The sequence below is a fragment of the Campylobacter sp. RKI_CA19_01128 genome, assembly GCF_025771175.1.
Lineage (GTDB): Bacteria > Campylobacterota > Campylobacteria > Campylobacterales > Campylobacteraceae > Campylobacter_D.
The window spans coordinates 60,625-82,374 of record NZ_JAKMPU010000001.1 but is presented as its reverse complement, the minus strand read 5'-3'; the positions used below and the strand labels follow the sequence as shown (position 1 = coordinate 82,374).

The following is a 21,750-nucleotide window of genomic DNA, read 5'->3' as shown; positions in this document are numbered from 1 at the left end:
TTTCCCTCAATCTAAAAACGATCCAAAAGCTTTTTGAAAAAACTCATAATGCTTTTATCTCCCACATTATTAAGCACTTTTTGTTCCAACCTATACAAAAGCTTAGAAGCTATGGCTTTGAGCTCATCACTTGCATTAGTATCATCATCACTAAATAAAGTTCTTTTTTTAATACTAGAACTAATATCTTTACTTTGACCTAAAAATCCTAAAAATTCTAAATTTAAATTATGCTTAATGTTAATATCTGCTACTTTTTTAATATTATCAAAAATTCTCAAAGCTTCATTTTCATTTTTTACAACATTAAACACCATTAATAAATTCTCTTTAGTCTTTGAAGTGGTTTTTACAGTAGCATAAGCATCGGTAATCGCAGCAGGATCAGGCACAGTGATGACAATAACCTCATCAGACATCTCTAAGAAATTTCCTATATTACCACCTATACCTGCTCCTGTATCAATGATTAAAAAGTCTAAATCATCTAAAATACTTGTTTGATTTAAAAATCTCTCATAAATGTTTTTATCATTATATTTTAAAATTTCATCGCCACTTTCACCTGGGATAAGCCATAAATTTGGCTTTACTTCTATTAAAATATCTTCTAGCGAGCATTCACCCTTTAAAACATGTAAAAGGTTTTTTTCTACACGCACATTTAAAATCACATCTAAATTTGCAAGCCCAATATCTGCATCAAAAAGCCCTACTTTATAACCATTTTTAGCTAGGATGTTGCCCAAATTTGCGCTAAAAGTACTTTTTCCAACCCCACCTTTACCGCTAGTAACTGCGATAAAATGAGTATGTTTTACATTTGAGTTTTCATTTTTTACTAGGTCTTTTAATTTTTCTGCTTGATTACTCATTTTCATCCCTTCTAAAACCTTCTAACACACAACGCACTAAAAAGTCACTATTAGCCACTTCTATATCATCAGGCACTTCTTGACCTATGGAAAAAAAGCTCATCGGAGTGCTAGTTTCATAAAGTAAAGAAAATACATTTCCAAATACTTTTGTTTCATCAAATTTTGTAATGATTAAGGTGTCTATATTTAAAAATGAAAAATTATTGTAAGTTTCTAATAAATCTTCATATTTTGTATTTGCTGAAAGCACTAAATTCACATCAATTTGCGCATTAGAATGCGATAAAAATTCTTTTGTTTTTTCAAGTTTTGCTTTATCATACTGTGAATTTCCGGTTGTATCTACTAAAATAACCTCACAAGTATTTAAACTTCTAATCGCATCATCTAAATCATTTGGCTCTATACTATCAATAATAGGAAGTTTCATCATCTTAGCATATTGGAAAAGTTGCTCTACTGCACCTATTCTATAAGTATCAAGCGTGATAATACCAGTTTTATAGCGTCTATCTCCATAAGCATAGCGAAAAGCAAGTTTAGCTAAAGTAGTAGTTTTACCCACTCCTGTTGGGCCTACTAACATCATGATTTTTTGCTTTTTAATTTCACTTTCTAAACGACATGGAAGCATATTGCGCAAAAGTGAGTAAAAATACCTTTGCACTGCTTCTTGATTTGCTTTCATAGTGCTTGGCATATTTTCAATAGTTGCTTTCATAATCGCTTCTAAATGCGCTTCTTGCATGCCACTTGCCTTAGCTTGCTTATAAATACTTGCAAACTCAGGTGGTATAGCTAGTTCTTTACGTAAATCTGCCTTATCATCCCACATCATATCCACAAGTAAATTCATTTTATCATTAAGCTTGTTCATTTGTTTTTCAAAAGCTTCTATTTTTTTATCATAATTTGGATTTGGCATAGAAAAATCTTGATAGTTTGAAACCTTGCTAATTTCTGAACTAACTTGAGAAAGTTTGTTTTTTAAATTTAAAAAATTATCATCTTTTTTGCTTGTATTTAAATAAGGATTAATAGGTTTTTGCTTAGCTTTTGAAGAAAAATCAAGCACTACATCTTCTTCTTTTTTTTCATCTTCAAGTTTTGGTGCTTGAATTTTAGCCTCAGGAAAACTTGCTGTGTTTGGTTTTTTCTTTGGTGGCATAGGTAAATTATTTTGTTTTAAATGCTCTTCATAATCAGCTTCTTCAATCGCTACTATAACCTCATATAAAGGTTTTTGATTGATAGTTTTTGGACGAATTTGCTTATTAGTTACTATCAAAGCTTTATCGCCATAATCTTGCTTAACCTTAGGTATAATCTCATCTGTGCTTTCAACTGTAAAAGTATGAATCAATTGTCCCATATTTTTCCTTATCTTAACAAGCCCAAAGGCAAAGTTACACTAATTCTATCATTTACCCCCACATGAGGCACTGTGCAATACTCATCTTTACGCGCTTTTTTTGAAAAATACAACAAATCCAAATCAAGCGTTCTAGGAGCATTTTTAAAAGTTCTTTTTCTTTTGAATTTAAACTCATAAAAAAACAAAACTTTTAAAAGTGCTCTTGCATGCAAACTTGTGCTTACAACCATCACTGCATTAGTAAAGTCTTTTTGCTCTTCAAAGCCAAAAGCTTTATTAATCAAAAATGGCGATGTTTGCAATACTTGCAAGCGTTTATCTTGCATTAAAAGCCTAAATAAACTCCGAAAGCGTTTTTTCTCATCTTCTATATTACTTCCAAGTCCTATAATGGCTATGTATTTTCCTTTTTTATCTGCCTTTGAATAAAAAGGAAAAAAACGAATTTTTTCTAACCTTCTAGCTCCTTTAATCAGCAAATTATAACACCACTGCCTTTTCTTTATCAAGATAGACCATGTCTTCTATCCTAATACCAAGTTTATCTTTGATATAAATTCCAGGTTCAATGGTAAATACCATACCTTCTTTTAGTTCATAATCGCTTCTTGGACTAATGTTTGGCAACTCATGTATATCAAGCCCCACTCCATGCCCCAAGCTGTGAATAAATTCTTTTTCAAAACCTGCGTTTTTAATCACTTCTCTTGCGATAAAATCAAGCTCACTTGATCTCATACCAACGCGTGCTTTTTCTATAGCTTGAAGCTGAGCTTGCTTGACCACTTCATAAATTTGCATAATTTCTTTATCTTTAAAATTTGGCTTATTTTTATCAAAAACTATGCCATTTTCATCAAAACAAGCCGTTCTTGTACGATCAGAACAATACCTTTGATAAACTACACCCGCATCAACTAATAACAAATCTCCATATTCTAAACATTTATCACTAGGTAAAGCATGTGCTTTAGCCGCATTTTCATTAATAGCCACAATAGGTGAAAAAGAAAGTCCTAAAGCACCTTTTTTTTGAAAAATTTCACATGCTTTAAAATGTAATTCTTTTTCGCTTTTTCCATAGCCTTCTTGGCTGATAAATTTAGCAAATTCTTCAAAGCATTCTTTGCCAAAATTTACAGCCTTTTGCAAAAGCTGTAATTCTTTAGCATTTTTTATAATGCGTTTATTTTTACTCAAGTCTAATTTTTCTTCAAAAACGATATTTGCACTTTTACTAAGTTCTTTAAATTCAAAATAACTAAAGTCTTTTGGGTCAAAACTCACCCTATCAATTTCTGCTTTTTCTAAAAGCTCTCTAGCACTAGCAAAAAGATCTTGTGCTAAAACTACCTTAGCATTTTTTATCATTTCACTAGCTTCAAAGCTATATCTTGCATCAGTGATGAAAAATGCTTCATCTTCAAGTTTTAAAAACAAAGCATTATCGCAAGAATAGCCACACTCATAAAAAAGTGCATTTTCGTTTTTTAAGATAAAATTCATTGATTTGCTTGTTGTGCTTTTGCTTGAGCTGCTTTATATGCATTAATTTGATCAAAAATTTGGAAAAGTCCCATTAAAGCCATATGATAACCAAAAGGACCAAAACCTACCACGCTACCTGCACAAACTGGTGCTATCATGCTTTTTTGTCTGAATTCTTCTCTTCTATAAGTATTACTAATATGCACTTCAATCACAGGCATATTAATCGCTGCGATCGCATCGCGGATTGCTATAGAAGTATGTGCATAAGCAGCTGCATTAATAATCACTCCATCTACACTGCCTAAGCATTCTTGAATTTTATCAACTAGCTCACCTTCAAAATTGCTTTGAAAAAATTCAATCTCTACATTAGCTTGTTTTGCAGCTTGTTTCATTTGCTCATGGATATCTTCCATTTTCATATTGCCATAAATATGAGTTTCTCTCACACCAAGCATATTGACGTTTGGTCCTTGTATCACCATAACTTTCATAATCTAACCTTTATTTAGTAAAATTTACTATATTATAGCATTTTAAAGCTAAATTTTAGCTACAATTTCCCTTTTTAAAGGAGGTAAAATGTTTATAATAGCACCTAAAATCATCTTAACTTGCGATGATGATTTTAATATTTTAGAAAACAAAGCAGTTCTTTTTGATGATAGTATTTTAGAAATTGATAGCTTAGAAAATTTACAAAAATCCTACCCACAAGCTAAGCTTATACCAACTCCAAAAGATACCTTACTTTTGCCTGCTTTTATCAATCCACACACGCATTTGGAATTTAGTGCAAATAATGGAAATTTAGTCTTTGGAGATTTTTTAAAATGGCTTGATAGTGTTTTTAATAACCGCGAGCAATTAAACGAAAAAGCCAAAGAAAAATTAATCTCACAAAATATCCATAAAATGCTAAAAAGTGGCACTGCTACCATAGGAGAAATTTCAAGCTTTGGGAGTGATTTAAACCCTTGTATCAATTCACAAGCTAGAGTGGTATTTTTCAATGAAATTTTAGGTTCAAATGCAAATTTTATCCAAGCTAAAAAAGAAGAATTTTTAACTCGCTATGAAAAAAGTATGAGTTTTAAAAGTTCTAAATTTACCCCTGCTATTTCAGTGCATGCACCTTATTCAACTCACCCAGAGCTTGCCAAATTTGCCATAAAACTTGCTAGAGAAAATGATCATTTGCTAAGTACGCATTTTCTTGAAAGCAATCACGAAAACAACTGGCTAAGGTTTAAAAAAGGCGGTTTTAAAAAAAGCTTGGCTAAATTTAGTAAAAATCCTACGCCATTTTACACCCCGCAAAGCTTTTTAGAGCTTTTTAAAGATCAAAGGACTTTATTTACTCATTGTGTGTATTTTAAAGAATGGGATTTATTAGATAAAAATTTACACTCTATCACGCATTGTGCTTTTTCAAACAGACTTTTGAGTAAAAATACTTTTAAATTAAAATCTGCTTTAAAAAATGGCGTTAGTATCCATCTAGGAACTGATGGTTTAAGTTCAAATACTTCTTTAAGCATGCTTGATGAAATGAGAGCTAATTTACTTATACATGATGATTTTGAGTTAGAAAATTTTGCTAAAATATTGCTTTTAATGGCGACTAACAAAGCCGCAAAAGCCTTAAATTTAAACCTAGGGCAAATTCAAAAAGGCAAGATAGCTGATTTTAGTCTTTTTGCTTTGCCAAATAGTGTGAATTTAAAACAACTTCCTTTGCAGTTTATCTTGCAAAGCAAAGAAGTGTTAAAACTTTTTATAGAAGGAAAAGAATGCAAATTATAAAATCATTTTTTAAAGGAATTGGAAAAATCATTTCTTACATCAATACTTATTTTAAAACCTTTGTGTTTTTATTTATCATGTTTTTAATCCTTGCTCCAAACGGGGATAATGCCAAACTTTCTAACGCAAACTTAGCACAAATTAATCTTAAAGGCGAAATTAGCGATGCGAGTAATCTTTTAGAACAAATTTACAAAGTTAAAGAAGATAAAGCTATCAAGGGGGTTTTGCTTTTTATAGATAGCCCTGGTGGAGCTTTTGCACCAAGCATGGAAATAGCTTTAGCTATACAAGATCTTAAAGCCAAAAAACCTGTGGTAGTGTATGCAGGTGGAACTATAGCAAGTGGGAGTTATTTAAGTGCAGTGGGAGCTGATATGATCATCGCTAATCCTGCCAGCTTTGTAGGGTCTATTGGGGTAATCATGCAAGGTTTTGAACTAAGCGAGCTTGCGCAAAAACTTGGCATAAGTGAACAAACCATCAAAGCAGGAAGCTATAAAGAAGCAGGAACTTTCATGCGTAAATGGAGCGAAGATGAAAAAGACTTTTTACAAAATTTAGCCAATCAAAGCTATGAGCTTTTTACACAGTTTGTTGCTAAAAATCGTAAATTAGACTTAAATCAAACAAGCTCATGGGCTGATGCGAAAGTATTTTTAGCTAATGAGGCTTTAAAATTAAAACTCATTGATAAAATAGGCAATTACGAGCAAGCCAAAAAAGAGCTAGAAAAACTAGCCAAAGTGCAAAACCCTATCTGGCAAAAAGAAGATGCCATAGATAAGTTTTTAAAACGATTAGAAGAGCAAAGTGCTAGCTTTTTTGCTAACACTTTAGCACGATTTTTCACACAAGTAAGCTCACAAAAAATCTACTAAAATTTAATAATCTCATAAAATCCATAAGTATCATTTTCTAAAAAGCCTTTGTATAAAGGCTTTAGCTTTAAATCTAACTTAATATTTTCAAGAGTATTTAAATTTGAGTTTGAAAAAATCAAAAGCACATCTAACTCATCTTTAAAGGCTTTTAAAAAATTCTCCCCACCCTCATACATGATGAGCTTAGCTTCACTAGGAATACTTGTAAAAATTTCTCTTTCAGCTACGCTAAATAAAGGGATGTTTGGATCAAAGTTTTCTAAATTTTGACGGCTTAGTATGCATAAATTTGGTGCTTTAGCTTGAACTAACCTTGCATCTAAAATAGGCCTATCATGCCTTATAGTTTCTCCGCCCACTACAAGCAAATCAAGCTTTGAGCGTAATGCATGAGCATAGGTTCTACTTGCTTTAGAACTTACGATTTTACCATAAGCAGAGCCATTTAAAGAAAGGGCTAGTTTAAAAAATTTAAAGCTTGACTTTTGCCATTTTAAAAAAGGCTTTAAAAGCTCTTTGGCTCTTTGCTCGCAAATTCCCATGCAAACTTTTATGCCTTGATCTTTTAAAAACTCTGCTCCACCACTTGCAAGCTTATGCTCATCCTTAGTAGCGATAAAAACTTCACTAAAACCAAGTGCGCTAAAAAGTTTCGCACAAGGTGGAGTTTTGCCCTGATGATTACAAGGTTCTAAACTCACATAAGCACTAGCGCCTTTTAATAACCCTTGATGATTTTGACAAATAAACTCATGCAAATCATTTGCATTTTGGGGTAAATCTAAATTTGGATTAAGCACTTTTAAGGCTTTGCTTACTGCTTCAAGTTCTGCATGAGCCTTACCTGCTTCTTTATGCGCTTCTATGCTTAAAATTTTGCCATTTTTATCTAAGATCACACAACCTACGGCTGGATTGGGGTAGGTTAAAAGCTGATATTTCCAAGCTTCATCTATGGCTAAATTCATATAAAATTCGTGATTCATACTACCTTCTATCGTTTTACTTTTAAAAATATAGCAAAATATATTAATTACTTATCAATAATTTAAAATTTAAGTATAATAAAATCATGAACATTTTAAAGGATAAAAAATGAATTTATTTTTATTTAATAAAAATCTAGAAGCCTTAAACAATAAAATATTAAAAGAAAAATTAGAAAATTTTAAACCTCAAAAATTCCAAATTCTACAAGGAAAAGATTCTCTAGATATTAATTTTATACACCATGGGAAAGAGTATACGCTATATAGTAATACTCTTAGTGAATTAAATGAAAAACTAAACTTATATAATGATAAATATCTTTTATATCCTGTGCTTTATTTTTATGGTTTTGGAAATGGAATTTTATATAAAGCCCTTTTACAAAACAAATATAGACAAAAAATAGTTATTTTTGAAAAAGAAATAGAATTTATTTATTTAAGTTTTCAATGTATAGATTTTAGTGAAGAATTAAAAGATCGCCGATTAGTTATTTTAGATATAGAATCAATTGATATTAACACATATAACAACATCTGTTCAAATAGTCCTTTTTTCAACTTTTTACGTGTTTATTTTTTAGATATTCATTGTGATTATTATGAAAGATACCAAGAAGATATTATAAAAACGAATCAAAATATGCAAATACATATAAAACAAGCTATATTAGCAAAAGGAACCGACTCTCAAGATGCTCTCAAGGGTATAGAAAATTTTATTTACAACCTTCCGGATATTATTTCAAATTTTTCATTCAAAGAATTAATGCTTAAAAGAAAAGGTGGTTCCAAACACGCTATTGTAGTTTCAACAGGCCCTTCTTTAATTAAACAACTTCCTTTACTTAAAAAATATGCAGACAAAGCAACTATTTTTTGTGCTGATAGTGCTTATCCTATACTAGCAAAACATGACATAAAACCTGATTATGTTTTATCTGTAGAAAGAATTAAAGAAACTAGTGAATTTTTTAATAATGATTTTGGAGAATTTGATCAAGATATAATTTTTATTTTATCAAGTGTCACACATCTTAACACGGTCAAATATTTAAAACAAAATCATCGTAAATTTATATTTATCCAAAGAATGCTACCTTTGGATAAATATTTTCACTTAAAGCAATTTGAATACTCAACGGGATGCCCAAGTGTTGCAAATATGGCTTATTTTTTAGCACTAAAACTAGAATATAAAAATATCTTTTTAGTAGGACAGGATCTAGCTTATGGCAGTGATGGATCTTCACATCCAGAAGAATATCACTACGGAAAATATGATACCTATAATCCTCAAGAAATCCATTACAACTTAAAAATATTAGCTTATGGTGGCAAAAACCTTATTCCAACAACAAATACATGGATTATGTTTAAAACCGAATTAGAGAAAAAAATATTATATGCAAAAAATTTTCTTAATATAACGACATATAACTGCACCGAAGGTGGAGCTAGAATAGAGGAAACTATAGAAAAACCTTTTAAAGAAGTTTGTCAAAAAATTCTTGAAAAAGAACCAAAAAAATATTTTACCAAACTTGAAAAATCTAACCTTAATAAACAAATAGAACTTATGTTAAAGTCGTTTTACAAAGTTCATAAAGCTATAAAAATATGCAATATTTTAGAAAAAGAATGCACTCTCACTTTTAATACTTTGTATTTTTTAAGCAATGATGAGAAAAATTTTAATAATATTATAAACCAATTAGATATCTTCAAAGAAAAAATGCACAAAGTATTAATATTACGTTCTATTGCAGATTCTTTAAATGCTCAATTTGAACTCAATCTTGCTAGAATTTATATATTTAATCCAAAAACAAAAGAAGAGGCTTTCAATAAAAACCATCTTTGGATTAAAGAACACTTAGAATGGATACTCACAATAAATAGCCATATAAAAGTATTAAAAAATACTTTGAAAAAAAATATTATAAATATAGAAAATGAATTAAAAAATATGCATCTTCAAAAGTATATTTTAAAAATAGAAAAAACTAGATTACACTATCAATTTTAATACAAAAATAAAAATGCAAAAACTGCACTTTTATTTTCTCTAATTTTTGTTCTTACTCACTAAGAAATAAATACTTGCCAGTCTTAAATTTTTTGTAGAAAAAACAAAGACATTATTTTGCTTTAGGAAAGGATAAAATTCACACACTAAGAAAACAAATTCAATAATCAAAGCATCTTAAAAATTTTAAAACTAAGACATATATCTCATAATTTAAAAAATCAAATTTACTAAATATTTGTAAGGCTTTAATATATTAATTGTACTTTTTACTTTTTTCCAAAATATCCTAAAAATTTTCATTTGAATTTTCTATTTGTGCTTGTATTTTATTTTCATTTAAAAAGTGAAATTCAACAATATTCATACTATTTCCCTTTAATCTGCAAATATAAAATTTTTATAGCTTTTTGTTTTTATGTTTAAATTCAATTATACAAAAGATGAGTAAAAATTTAGATTTCTAAATTTTTACCATTGTATGAAGGTTTTAGCTTTTCTTATGTCGCTAAAATTTATAGTAGTTTTTTCTTGAGTTTCTAAATTTTCTAAAGTGATATTTTCATCATCTACGGCGATGATTTTTGCTTCGATTTTTTCTTTTTCACTAGTTGTGATTTTTACAAGTTCGTTAATGCTTTTTGCAAAATGCTCGATTTTGCTAAGCTTTCTCTCAAGCCCACAGCTTGATACTTCTAAAAAATACTCCCCACCCACAGGTGGTTCTACATCAAAAATAGGCGATAAAATCTCACTAAGTCTAGCACAATCATCAAGATTTACCCCACCTTCTTTTTGCACATAAATTCTATAAATCTTTCTACCATTTTCACTTGTTAGCTCATCATCATAAAAGCTAAGCCCTGCTTCTTTACAAAGTGCTTCAAGATTCATTTTGTTCCTTTTTGATTTTTTCAAATAAAGCATCCATGTGGTTTTGATACTCTAATCTATCATCAAATTTAAAGTGAAAATTCGGACATCTATACCACCCTTGCTCACTCATGCAGTAATTTTGCAAAGCACGGGCAGCTTTTTTAAGTTGATTGAGTATGATTTCTTGCTCTTGGGTGTTAAAAAACATTTTATCTAAATACACAAAAGCATCATATCTGCCTTTTTTACACTCTACATCCACTACGCACAAATTTTTTAAAGCTTCGTTGTCTAAATTTGCTAAAGCTTCTGGTATAAGCTCTTTTAAAATGCTTTCTGTGCGTAGCTTTTTGATCTCAGCTGGGTTCATAGGCTTACTTGTTCCTCAACTTCTTTGTAACTTTCTATATAATCGCCCACTCTCATATCATTACAACCTTCTATACCTACACCGCATTCATAGCCTTTTGCAACTTCTCTTACATCATCTTTAAAGCGTTTAAGTGAGCTTACATTACCTTCAAATACCACAACCCCATCTCTAATGAGCCTGATTTTCGCGCCACGATTGATCGTGCCTTCTGTTACCATACAACCTGCGATTTGTCCTAGTTTTGGTACATTGATCACTTGGCGAATTTCAGCTTGACCAAGTTGTTCTTCAGAGATGATAGGACTCATCATACCACCTAGCAAGGCTTTTACATCATCAAGCAAGTTATAAATAACATTATAAGTTTTTATCTCTACGCCTTTATCTTTAGCACGTTCTTTAATCTCACCAGTTGGACGTATATTAAAACCTAAAACGATAGAGTTTTCACTAGCACTTGCAAGCTCTATATCGCTTTGAGTAATCCCACCTACTCCACTATGGATGATATTAACCTTAATCTCATCGTTTTTGAGTTTTTCTAAACTCGCCTTAATCGCTTCAAGTGAACCTTGTACATCTGCTTTTAAGATCACAGGAAGGGCTTTTAAATTACCTTCTTTAATTTTTGCACCAAGCTCATCTATGCTTACTTTAGTGGATTTGCTTAGTTCTTTTTGGCGGTTGTATTCATGGCGTTTATTAGCATATTCTCTTGCTTGTTTATCGCTATCTACAGCTATTAGAGTTTCTCCTGCATCAGCTACTTCACTAAGACCTATGATTACCCCGCACTCACCTGGGCCTATTTCTTTTAAAGCTTTGCCTTGATCATCACTCATAGCACGCACTTTACCATAAGCTTCCCCTGCTACGACTGTATTTCCCACTCTTAAAGTACCATTTTGTACGATGATAGTAGCCACAGGACCTCTACCTTTTTGCACTGAAGATTCTATAATACTTGCTTTAGCATGAGCTTTTGGGTTTGCTTTAAGCTCTAAAATATCAGCTTGTAATAATACAATTTCAAGTAAATCCTCTATACCATCACCCTTTTTAGCTGAAACTGGTACAAACTCATGACTTCCACCCCATTCTACTGGCATGATGTCCATTTCTGCTAGCTGGGTTTTTACCATGTCAGGATTTGCGTTTTCTTTATCCATTTTATTAATAGCAATGATGATAGGTACATTAGCTGCTTTTGCATGATTAATCGCTTCTTTAGTTTGTGGTTTTACCCCATCATCTGCAGCTACTACGATAATAACAATATCCGTTATACTAGCTCCCCTTGCACGCATAGCAGTAAATGCCTCATGGCCTGGAGTATCGATAAAAGTGATTTTTCTACCATTTTTTTCCACCATGTAAGCACCAACATGCTGAGTGATCCCACCTGCTTCACCACTTGCAATGCGTGATTTTCTTATATAATCAAGCAAAGAAGTCTTACCATGATCCACATGCCCCATGATAGTGATAACCGGAGCTCTTTGGCTTAAATTTTCTTCTGTTTGATTTTCATCATAGTCTTTTACATAATCAAACTCATCAGCCTCATCAATGATATTAATCTCCACGCCAAATTCAGCTGCAAGAATTTCTATAGCATCCTCATCCAAAAAGTCATTTTTAGTCGTCATCATGCCAAGCATGAAAAGTTTAGAGATAACTTCTCCGGTGTTTTTACCAAGTTTTTCAGCAAATTCATACACACGAATTTCTTTAGGTATACTTACGCTTGTGACCGCTTCGCTTTCTTTTTTCTCTACCTTTTTAGGTGGCTTTTTACGACTTCTTCTTTGTATACCACCCTCGCCAAATGGATTGATAGAATTATTTAAAGATTGCTTTAAGATATTTGGTTGTTTTTTGTTTGCTGGTTGTGCTGGTTTGTTTTCTTTTACACTAAAATCAGGTAAAACCACCATATCATCATCTTCTAAAGAAATATCAGCAAAGTCTTTATCTCCCAAAAGATCCATTTTAGTAGTACTTTCTTTTTTGCTTGCTACAGGATGATTTTTCTTTTCTTTTTTCTTTCTTTTTAAATTCTCATCTGAATTTGAAAAAATCATACTAAGGCTTAAACCTTGAGTAGCTTGTGTACTAACTTTTTCTTCTTTGTTTATTTGAGTTTCTTTGCTTTCTTCTTTTTTCTTTTTAACGATGACCAAGCCTCTTCTTTTGGCTAAATTTAAATTAGAACCTAGCTTTTCATCAAGTTTAATTTCTTCTTTTTTTTCTTCTAATACTTCATTTTTTATAGGATTTTCAGGTTGTTTTTCTTCTTTTTTTATTTCATCTTTTTTTTCACTTACTGCTTTAGTAAGGCTTTTACTTTCTTTTTTAGTAGTAGTTTTTTTCTCTTCTTTTTTACTTTCTTCTTTTTTAGTAGTTTTTTTTGCCGTACTTTCTTTTTTAGGTTTGGCTACTTTTTTTACTACATCTAGTATTTCACCAGATTGAACGTATTGATAAATCGCTTCTGCGATTTCAGAAGATACTTTTTTGTTAGGGGATTTGATATCTTCTAAGCCCATTTCATTAGCTTTTTCTATAATTTCTTTACTTGTATATCCTAACTCTTGAGCGATCTCGCTAATCTTTACATCTGCCATTAAAAAATATCTCCTTTAAATCCTGCTGATTTATATTACCATGAAAATTGCCTTTGCAAGCTCTCATAAAAGCCCTTTGCAATGTTTTTTCATCTTTATCAAAACATGAATTACAAATATACAAACTCCTACCAAATTCCACTTTAGTGATAATTTGAGAATTTTTTATTTGAAATTGTTGCAAACTTTGCTTTTCATAACGACCTTTGCAAACAATGCACATTCTAATGGGTATATGATTTTTCAAAATTATATCTTTTTTTTGGAATTTTTAGCAAATTTTAAAGCCCTCATCATCAAATTCTAAAAGCTCAACTCTAAATTTAGCAAATTTATTTTTGATTTTTTCTTTGATTTGTTTAGCATCATCTTTATAAGCTAGAGTAAAAAAACTCGAGCCTGAGCCTGAAAGCGTACTCATGAGAGCATTGTTATCTAAAGCTAGTTTTTGCACCTCAAAAAGTTCTGGCAAAAGCTTCATTCTTTGATTTTGATGAAGTTTATCCAAACTTGCATATTTTAATAAATCATATTTTTTCTCTAAAAAGCAAGCGGTTAAAAATGAAGCATGGCAAAGATTAAAAACACCATCTTCTAGGTTGATTTTTTTGGCTAAAACTGCTCTTGATTTTTGAGTATTCATCGCTACATTTGGTATGGTTATAATAGCTTGTAAATCTTTATCTACTTCTTTTTTTATAGCTAAAACTTTTTCATTATGAGTTAATGCACACACAAAACCCCCAAGTGTTGCTGGAGCTATGTTATCTGGATGGTTTTCATATTTTAAAGCTTCATTTAAAATGGTATTTTTATCCGCCTTAAACCCACTCAATTCATAAGCACAAGCAATGGCTCCAACTATCACAGCAGAAGAACTTCCCATGCCTCTAGCTAAAGGGATATTATTTTGGAAAACAAAGCGGAAATTATCTTTTTTACCACTAAGTCTTTGATAAATTTCATAAAAAATATTGACAAAACTATTGTTTTTTTTAAGATAGATATTATTTTCACCTTCTCCGTGTATGCTAATGCTAAAAAATTTAGATTTTTCAACTATGGTTTGATTAAAATATTTTAAACTCAAACCCAAACAATCAAAACCAGGACCTAAATTTGCACTTGTAGCAGGAACTAAAATCTTCATTTTTTACCTTAATTAATCGCATCTAAAACATAAAAAGGTGTATTTTCTTTACTGAAATTTAAACCTTTTAAACTTTGGGGCATAAAAAAACTTCCCGCTTGTGTCTTTTCTAAAACAATCTCATCATCATCTTTTTTTACAAAACATAAATGCTTGTTAGCGGCTATAGGAGCGTTATTATTTAGCTCAAAAGCACTAATAGCTTTTAAAGGTATATTTTTAACTATGGCTAGGGTTTTAAAAGAAACATAAGAAATTTTTATACCCATGTAAGAGCCTGGTCCATGCACATAAATAAGCTTTTTAAACTCATATTGTGAAAGTAAATCTTGCAATATTTTTGGCAAAACTTCACTAACTTTTAAATCATTCTCAATGGTTTTTATCAATACATCATTTTCATAAATACCAAGCATTAAAGGTTTTGCTATGGCATTTAAAAGTAAAGTAACCTTTTTTATGCAAAAACCTTTTCATAAACTTTATATGCACTTTTTTCTAAACTTACCACTTCATAAGCACTAGGATCTTTTAAAAGTTCTTTGGTTAAAAGATGATTAAGTTTGTGCGAACCTGCATAAGAAGTATAGTCTCCAAAAACTCTACATCCAAGCAAGGTTAAATCACCTATGGCATCTAAAATTTTATGGCGCACAAATTCGTCTTTAAAACGCAAACCTTCAGGGTTTAAAATACGATTATCATCAATCACAACAGCATTTTCTAAGCTTCCACCAAGACCTAAATTCATAGCTCTTAAAGCTTGAACATCCTTTAAAAAGCCAAAGGTTCTTGCTCTTGCTATTTGCTCTATGTAGTTTTGTTTGCTAAATTCAAAACAATAATTTTGCTTACCTATAATAGGATTATCAAATTCGATTGTATAGTTTATAATAGGCATATCCGTAGGACTTAAACGCACAAATTTATTGCCTTCTTTTACTTCTACACTTTTTTTAATCACTAAAATTTTTTTTGCCGCATCAAGCTCTTTTATACCTGCTTCTTCAAGCATCATACAAAAACCTATACTGCTACCATCCATTACAGGAGCTTCGTTTGCGTCTAAAACTATACGCACATTATCAATACCATAAGCATTAATCGCACTCATTAAATGTTCTATAGTAGATACATAACCTCTATGATCGCCTATCACAGTAGCCATTTGCGTATCGATGACATTTTCAGGCTTTGCTTCATAAGAAATTCCCAGATCGCTTCTATAAAACACTACACCACTGCCAGCTTCTAATGGCTCTAATTTTATACTAATAGGCTCACCCTTATGCAAACCTATGCCAACACCTTTAACTTCTTTTGCTATTGTTGTTTGATTCATTTTTATTCACTCAAAATTCTTTTTTTGCTTGACTCTAATACATTATAGATATTTTCTTTTATCCATTTTGCATCTTGCCATTGCTCAGGACGCACTTCAACACCTTGCACCAAAACACCAAAATGCACATGATCTCCAAGTGCTAAGCCTGTAGTGCCTGTAGTGCCTATAACATCACCTGCTCTAACTCTATCGCCCACATTTACATCCACATTAGTACAGTGTCCATAAAGAGTATAAATACCAAAGCCATGATAGATGATAATATTTAATCCATAAATTCCATTTTCTTGTACAAATACCACTTCACCATCGTTATTACTAATAATAGGTGCTTCTTTTATGCTTGCTAAATCAAGCCCCATATGATAAGAGCTACTAAATGCTTGATTATTATAAGAATAAAATCTATGATCAGCATAATCAGCTACTTTTTGGCCATTTTTTAAAGGCTTGAAAAGATTAACTTTAAAATTATTAATCATAGTATCAGGAACTTTGCTTGTAATATCATGAATGATAACTTCATTAGAAGCTCTTAAATCTTCATTCACAAATTTAAATTTTTCAAGCCTACTTAATTCTCTATCTTTTGGAGCATATTTTTGTGCTAAAAATTCAATCTTGCCATCTAAAAATCTATCACTTACTTTTATATTTGATACACGGTATTTTTTATTGGTAAAATAATATCTAATTCTTTGTTTGTTTACATTACCTGCTTTATCTACTGCCACCACATAAGCTCTAAAGTGCTCATCAGTCGCCTCCCAAGGAATCAAAGCAGCATAATATCCTTCTTTCACATAAGGAGTTGCTTTAAAAATTTTATCTTTATCGGTTATGATATAAACTTCTTGTAAATTCTCATCACTTGCTTTAAATACCACACTACCTACTCCACCTTGTTCGATTTGGTAAGAATTGTCTAAAATTTCTACAAGTGGTTTTTTGGTATCAATGATAACTTTTACTTCTTTAAACGCTTGATTTCCTAAAAAGAAATTCCAAAAACTACTATCACTTGCTTCTATTACAAGTTTATATGAATCGACTTTTTCTTTATAAGCTGGTTTTGGTAATTTTAAATCAAAATGAATGTTTTTTTTATTGCCTTTAACATGTTCATTAACAAGTATTTCACCATTTAACTCATTTGCCTTAAATAGTGTGACTTTAACATCTTTTAAAGCACTTTCATCGCTTATTTCTATAGATACAGGATCTGTTAGATTACTATAAATTACATCTGATTTTGTTTGAATCAACGGAGGATTTTTTTCAAACAACTTTGTATTTAAAACAAACACCACAAAGGCTAAAAGTATTAAAAAAACTACAAAAATCCATTTTTTATTTGATCTTTTACGCGCAAAAACCATATTTTCACTTTCAATCTATATTTTTTAAAAATATATTATTCTTTAGCAAATTAAGAGTAAATTATAAAAAATTTTATAGAATTTCTCTTAATTTATTTGCACTTTTAATCCAAGTCTCAAGCTCATTTATATCACATTTTTCTATCATTTTTTTACATTCTTGTAATTCTTTTTGAAATAAATCAATAGAATTTAATAAATTTTGTTTGTTTTGTTCAAAAATACCACTCCACATTTGAGGGTTTGACTTAGCAATCCTGCACATATCTTTAAAAGAAGGGCCTCCTAGGTGAGCTATATTTTTTTTATTTTCTTCTTTCATCACAAAATTTGCCAAAGAAAAACTAATCACATGCGGTAAGTGTGAAATGATAGAAGCATGATGATCATGCGCAATACTATCCATAAATACAAGCTTCATTCCTAAATCTGAAAAAATTTCTATAGCCCTTTTTTGATGGATATGATCAGCATTTTGCACATCACACAAAACACAAACTGCACTTTTATATAAATCTTTTATAGCTGCATTTGGACCACTATTTTCAGTTCCTGCCATAGGATGAGCTGCGATAAATTGACTTTTCAAATAAGAAGGTAAATTTTTAATAATTTCTTCTTTTGTGCTTCCAAGCTCGATGATAGTACAATCTTTAGAAATGCCTTGAAATTCTTTTAAGATTTTTACAATAGCTCTTACAGGAATAGCTAAAAAAATCACATCACATTTTTTTAATTCTTCAAAAGAAACAATTTTATCTATTAATTTTCGCTCTAGTGCAATTTGTTCAAATTCTTTGTTTATATCATATCCGCAAACTAAATCTATTAACTTATTCTCTCTTAAACTAAGACCCAAAGATCCACCTATTAAGCCAAGTCCGATTATACCTACTTTCATAAATTTTCCTTAAAAAGCATTAGTTAAAAATATTTTGGTATTATAACGATTTTGTATATAAAAATTTAGGTAGATTTGATGAAAAAATGGTTTGTTTTCTTTGCACTCTCAAGTTCTTTATGTGCAGCTACGATTAAAGATATAAAATTTGAAGGCTTATCGCAACTTTCTAAAGAAAGCGCTATTGCGATTTCTAAATTAAAAATAGGACAAAAAATTGATCCTGCTAGTATAGATACAGCGATTAAAAATCTTTTTGATAGAAATTATTTTAAAGACATAGTAGTAGAAGAAAAAAATGGGGTGCTGATTTTTAAAGTAGTAGAAAAACCTTCCATTGGAAAAATAGATATTCAAGGTATAGCAAGTAATGATAGAAAACAAATAGAAAGCCTTGTTGGCTTAAAACCTGGAATTTTATATGATGAAAATTCAGCCAAAGATGCAGCCGAAAAAATCAAACTTTTTTATCAAGCCAAAGGTTTTTATGATACTGTTGTAGAAATCAAAGATGAAAAATTAAGTAATTCAAGCTCATTAAAACTTACTTTTGTTGTAAATCGTGGGGAAAATATCATCATAGAAAAAGTACATTTAAGTGGTGCAAAAAATTTAAGCTATTCAGATATTGAACCTGCGGTAGCAAATAAACAAAGAGAAGCCCTAGGCTGGATGTGGGGCTTTAATGATGGTAAGCTTAAAATCTTTGATTTAGCGAATGATAGCTCAAGAATTTCAGATGTATATTTAAAAGAAGGTTATCTTGATGTAAGCGTATCTCCTGCTTTTTTAAATACTTACACAGATACTTATCAAGCTGATTTGACTTATTTTATCAACGAGGGTGAGGTTTATAAAGTTAAAGGGATTAAAATTTTTAATCCAATTTTTAGTGATGAAGAAAATGAAGCTTTAGCAAATGATTTAAAATTAAGTGTTGGAAAAATAGTTAATATAGAAAAACTAAGAGAAGATATAAAGACTATAGAAACTAAAACAGCAGATTTAGGTTATGCTTTTGTACAAGTTATACCTGATATACAAAAAGATAAAGAAAATCATGAAGCTATGATTATTTTTAAAGTCATACCTAATGAAAAAGTATATGTTAGAAATGTTGAAATTTCAGGCAATACCAAAACAGTTGATAGAGTTATTCGTAGAGAGCTTTACCTAACAGAAGGTAATCTTTACAATAGAACTGATTTAATAGACTCAAGAAATGCCTTAAGAAGAACTGCGTATTTTGAAAATGTAGATATTAAAGAACAAAGAGTAGATGATACGCATATTGATTTGATAGTAGAAGTCAAGGAAGCTTCAACTGGAGCCATTTCAGGTGGTATTGGCTATGGAACTAGTGATGGAATTTTACTTAGCGCTTCATTATCTGATGCAAATATCTTAGGCTCTGGTATGAAAGGAAGTGTGAGTATAGACAAAGGCGATGATACACTTTCTGGTAGAGTATCTTTAAGAAATCCTAGAGTAAATGATAGTGATTATTCTCTTGGAGGATCATTATATTCAGATCGTTTAGAATGGGATAGCTATGATGAGAGAAACTATGGTTTTGACATAAGCGTTGGTAAAACTTTAGGAAGATATACAAGCATAGATTTAACTTATAATCTTGAACAAAGTGATATTTATCATTTAAGTGATCGCTTAATTGCTCAAGGATATAAACTTGGTAAAACTTATAAAAGTTCTATCACTCCTTCGATAGTGTTTAACAATACAGATGATTATTATTTACCAAGATCAGGTTTTATCGCCTCAACTTCGCTTGAATATGCAGGCTTAGGCGGGGATCAAGAATTCATAAGTTCTACTACTAAATTTAATTATTATCAAGGCTTGGAAGAGTTTATAGGTTGGGATTTGATTTATCGTTATAAAGCGAGTTTTTATAAAGTATGGGATCAAGGCTATTTACCTATCAATGAAAAATTATATCTTGGTGGTATAGGAACTATTAGAGGTTTTGATAGAAGAAGTGTGAGTCCTAAAAATGAATGGGGTGATGAAACAGGTGGTACAGTGGCTTTTGCAAATTCTGTAGAACTTAGCTTTCCAATCTTTGATAGAATCAAACTTAGAGGTAGTGTATTTTTTGATTATGGCGCTATCGGAGAGAGTTCTTTAAGTCAAATTCAAAGATGGAGCACAGGTGTTGGCTTTGAGTGGTTAACCCCACTAGGTGCTTTAAATTTAGTTTTTGCTAAACCATTTAATACTAGCTCAAAAGACGATTTGAGCAAATTTGAGTTTATGTTGGGTGCAAGATTTTAAAAGCAATAAAATCTTGCTATAATTTTGAAATTTTATTTTAGGTAGAGATAATGAATTTTTTAGATATTTTTTCTAGTATAAGACGCAAGCAAGCCACTCCAAGTGAAGCTCCAAATCACTGGGTAAAATGTAATTCTTGTCATGCATTAATGTATTATAAAGAAATAGAAACTTGTTATAATGTTTGTCCTAAATGTAATTTTCATATGAGATTAAACCCTCTAAAACGCATTGAATTACTTAGCGATGAAGGCTCTTTTGTGGAAATGGATAAAGACTTACATGCAATCGATCCACTTAAATTTGTAGATAGCAAATCGTATAAAAAAAGATTAGCAGAAAATGAAGAAAAAACAGGTAGAAAAAGCGCCATAATAAGCGGGGAATGCACCATAGATGGGATAAAAACTCAATTAGTTGTTTTTGATTTTTCTTTCATGGGTGGAAGTTTAGGCTCAGTAGAAGGTGAAAAAATTCTTAGAGCTATTGAAAGAGCTATTGAGAAAAAAACTCCTGTTGTTATAGTGAGTGCAAGCGGTGGAGCTAGAATGCAAGAAAGCACTTATTCTTTAATGCAAATGAGCAAAACAAGTGCAGCGTTAAAACTATTAGCAGAAGAAAAACTTCCTTATATTTCAGTCTTAACTGATCCAACTATGGGCGGTGTAAGCGCATCTTTTGCTTGGCTTGGAGATATCATCATAGCTGAACCCGGTGCTTTAGTAGGCTTTGCAGGAGCTAGGGTTATTAAACAAACCATAGGAGCTGATTTACCAGAAGGCTTTCAAAAGGCTGAATTTTTACTTGAACATGGGTTGATTGATGCGATTGTAGAAAGAAATGAACATAAAAAATTTATAGCAGACTTTTTAAGATTTTTTTCTAAAAACTAAAAATGCAAATTAATCTTTTAAGCATTCAAAAAAATAATAATGATGAATTTAACAAGATAGATGAGCATTATACTAAGCTTATTAAGAAATTTTGTAGTTTTAATGATATATGTGTTTTTAATAACAAAATTAATCAAGCACAAAATACTAACGCCATAGAAGCAAAAAAATCTTATACAAATGCACTAAGTCCTTACAAAAAAGGTTTTTGCATAGCATTAGACGAAAAGGGTAAAGAATTTACAAGTGTAGAATTTGCAAAATTATTGCAAGATAAAAATGAAATTACATTTTTTATAGGCGGTGCTTATGGATTTGAGCAAGAATTTATTGCACAAATGCATACAAGTATAGCTCTTAGCAAAATGACCTTGGTACATAAATTTGCTAAAACTATGCTTTTAGAGCAAATTTATCGTGCATTTTGCATTAATACAAATCACCCATATCACAAATAGG

Annotated in this window: 21 protein-coding genes; 6 read left to right on the top strand and 15 right to left on the bottom strand. The window is 30.8% G+C overall.

Annotated elements, in window-relative coordinates; translation table 11 throughout:
• Positions 1 to 11: 11 nt before the first annotated feature.
• The 5 genes from flhG to aroQ are packed head-to-tail and all read right to left on the bottom strand — an operon-like array spanning position 12 to position 4,238.
• Positions 12 to 875 carry a flagella biosynthesis ATPase FlhG gene (gene flhG, locus L8U98_RS00460; RefSeq protein ID WP_263724698.1) on the bottom strand — a complete coding sequence of 288 codons (864 nt, stop codon included), beginning with the start codon at positions 873 to 875 and terminating at the stop codon, positions 12 to 14.
• Entirely contained in the window at positions 868 to 2,250 is a 1,383-nt protein-coding gene (flhF, locus tag L8U98_RS00455) for a flagellar biosynthesis protein FlhF (protein WP_039667960.1), read from the bottom strand. The genes flhG and flhF overlap by 8 nt, the downstream gene beginning before the upstream one ends.
• Before the next feature lie 8 nt (positions 2,251 to 2,258).
• The gene (gene folK, locus L8U98_RS00450; RefSeq protein WP_039617423.1) at positions 2,259 to 2,732 is read right to left on the bottom strand and encodes a 2-amino-4-hydroxy-6-hydroxymethyldihydropteridine diphosphokinase; all 474 of its coding nucleotides are present in this window, start codon (positions 2,730 to 2,732) and stop codon (positions 2,259 to 2,261) included.
• Between the two features lies 1 nt (position 2,733).
• Positions 2,734 to 3,759: a M24 family metallopeptidase gene (locus tag L8U98_RS00445; RefSeq protein ID WP_263724699.1), complete on the bottom strand. Its 1,026-nt coding sequence runs from the start codon at positions 3,757 to 3,759 to the stop codon at positions 2,734 to 2,736.
• Positions 3,756 to 4,238 carry a type II 3-dehydroquinate dehydratase gene (gene aroQ, locus L8U98_RS00440; protein WP_263693698.1) on the bottom strand — a complete coding sequence of 161 codons (483 nt, stop codon included), beginning with the start codon at positions 4,236 to 4,238 and terminating at the stop codon, positions 3,756 to 3,758. The genes L8U98_RS00445 and aroQ overlap by 4 nt, the downstream gene beginning before the upstream one ends.
• An 88-nt stretch (positions 4,239 to 4,326) precedes the next feature.
• Between aroQ and L8U98_RS00435 the strand changes: the two genes are divergently transcribed.
• The gene (locus L8U98_RS00435) at positions 4,327 to 5,550 is read left to right on the top strand and encodes a metal-dependent hydrolase (RefSeq protein WP_263724700.1); all 1,224 of its coding nucleotides are present in this window, start codon (positions 4,327 to 4,329) and stop codon (positions 5,548 to 5,550) included.
• Positions 5,538 to 6,431 (top strand): signal peptide peptidase SppA, encoded by an 894-nt coding sequence (gene sppA, locus L8U98_RS00430; RefSeq protein ID WP_263724701.1) that lies wholly within the window; start codon positions 5,538 to 5,540, stop codon positions 6,429 to 6,431. The genes L8U98_RS00435 and sppA overlap by 13 nt, the downstream gene beginning before the upstream one ends.
• Here the strand turns inward: sppA and ribD are convergent.
• Positions 6,428 to 7,420: a bifunctional diaminohydroxyphosphoribosylaminopyrimidine deaminase/5-amino-6-(5-phosphoribosylamino)uracil reductase RibD gene (gene ribD, locus L8U98_RS00425; RefSeq protein ID WP_263724702.1), complete on the bottom strand. Its 993-nt coding sequence runs from the start codon at positions 7,418 to 7,420 to the stop codon at positions 6,428 to 6,430. The genes sppA and ribD overlap by 4 nt on opposite strands.
• A gap of 109 nt (positions 7,421 to 7,529) precedes the next feature.
• Here ribD and L8U98_RS00420 point away from each other — a divergent pair, with 109 nt between their 5' ends.
• Positions 7,530 to 9,452 carry a motility associated factor glycosyltransferase family protein gene (locus tag L8U98_RS00420; RefSeq protein WP_263724703.1) on the top strand — a complete coding sequence of 641 codons (1,923 nt, stop codon included), beginning with the start codon at positions 7,530 to 7,532 and terminating at the stop codon, positions 9,450 to 9,452.
• 471 nt (positions 9,453 to 9,923) lie between these two features.
• On the opposite strand, the gene rimP is transcribed toward L8U98_RS00420, so the two are convergent.
• The 9 genes from rimP to L8U98_RS00375 all read right to left on the bottom strand — a co-directional run bounded on the left by rimP (position 9,924) and on the right by L8U98_RS00375 (position 18,103).
• Complete coding sequence (gene rimP, locus L8U98_RS00415) at positions 9,924 to 10,346, bottom strand: ribosome maturation factor RimP (protein ID WP_263724704.1); 423 nt, start codon at positions 10,344 to 10,346, stop codon at positions 9,924 to 9,926.
• Positions 10,336 to 10,698, bottom strand: coding sequence for a 30S ribosome-binding factor RbfA (gene rbfA, locus L8U98_RS00410; RefSeq protein WP_039617407.1), 363 nt, complete (start codon positions 10,696 to 10,698; stop codon positions 10,336 to 10,338). The genes rimP and rbfA overlap by 11 nt, the downstream gene beginning before the upstream one ends.
• Positions 10,695 to 13,328 (bottom strand): translation initiation factor IF-2, encoded by a 2,634-nt coding sequence (gene infB / locus L8U98_RS00405; RefSeq protein WP_263724705.1) that lies wholly within the window; start codon positions 13,326 to 13,328, stop codon positions 10,695 to 10,697. Before infB ends, rbfA begins: the two co-directional genes overlap by 4 nt.
• Positions 13,309 to 13,575, bottom strand: a complete 267-nt coding sequence (locus L8U98_RS00400; protein WP_263678418.1) for a DUF448 domain-containing protein — start codon at positions 13,573 to 13,575, stop codon at positions 13,309 to 13,311. Before L8U98_RS00400 ends, infB begins: the two co-directional genes overlap by 20 nt.
• A 24-nt stretch (positions 13,576 to 13,599) precedes the next feature.
• Positions 13,600 to 14,478 (bottom strand): homoserine kinase, encoded by an 879-nt coding sequence (gene thrB, locus L8U98_RS00395; RefSeq protein ID WP_263724706.1) that lies wholly within the window; start codon positions 14,476 to 14,478, stop codon positions 13,600 to 13,602.
• Positions 14,479 to 14,486: 8 nt separating this feature from the next.
• Positions 14,487 to 14,894, bottom strand: coding sequence for a tRNA threonylcarbamoyladenosine biosynthesis protein TsaB (locus L8U98_RS00390; RefSeq protein WP_263724707.1), 408 nt, complete (start codon positions 14,892 to 14,894; stop codon positions 14,487 to 14,489).
• 41 nt (positions 14,895 to 14,935) lie between these two features.
• Entirely contained in the window at positions 14,936 to 15,820 is an 885-nt protein-coding gene (gene lpxC / locus L8U98_RS00385) for a UDP-3-O-acyl-N-acetylglucosamine deacetylase (protein ID WP_263724708.1), read from the bottom strand.
• Positions 15,821 to 15,822: 2 nt separating this feature from the next.
• Entirely contained in the window at positions 15,823 to 17,202 is a 1,380-nt protein-coding gene (locus tag L8U98_RS00380) for a M23 family metallopeptidase (RefSeq protein ID WP_263724709.1), read from the bottom strand.
• Positions 17,203 to 17,275: 73 nt separating this feature from the next.
• Complete coding sequence (locus tag L8U98_RS00375) at positions 17,276 to 18,103, bottom strand: prephenate dehydrogenase (protein WP_263678412.1); 828 nt, start codon at positions 18,101 to 18,103, stop codon at positions 17,276 to 17,278.
• Positions 18,104 to 18,181: 78 nt separating this feature from the next.
• On the opposite strand from L8U98_RS00375, the gene bamA reads away from it, so the two are divergent.
• The 3 genes from bamA to L8U98_RS00360 are packed head-to-tail and all read left to right on the top strand — an operon-like array spanning position 18,182 to position 21,749.
• Entirely contained in the window at positions 18,182 to 20,398 is a 2,217-nt protein-coding gene (bamA, locus tag L8U98_RS00370) for an outer membrane protein assembly factor BamA (protein ID WP_263682570.1), read from the top strand.
• 50 nt (positions 20,399 to 20,448) lie between these two features.
• A complete protein-coding gene (gene accD / locus L8U98_RS00365; protein ID WP_263682569.1) occupies positions 20,449 to 21,291 on the top strand; it encodes an acetyl-CoA carboxylase, carboxyltransferase subunit beta in 843 nt (280 codons plus the stop codon).
• A gap of 2 nt (positions 21,292 to 21,293) precedes the next feature.
• A complete protein-coding gene (locus tag L8U98_RS00360) occupies positions 21,294 to 21,749 on the top strand; it encodes a 23S rRNA (pseudouridine(1915)-N(3))-methyltransferase RlmH (protein ID WP_263663561.1) in 456 nt (151 codons plus the stop codon).
• Position 21,750: the final 1 nt, after the last annotated feature.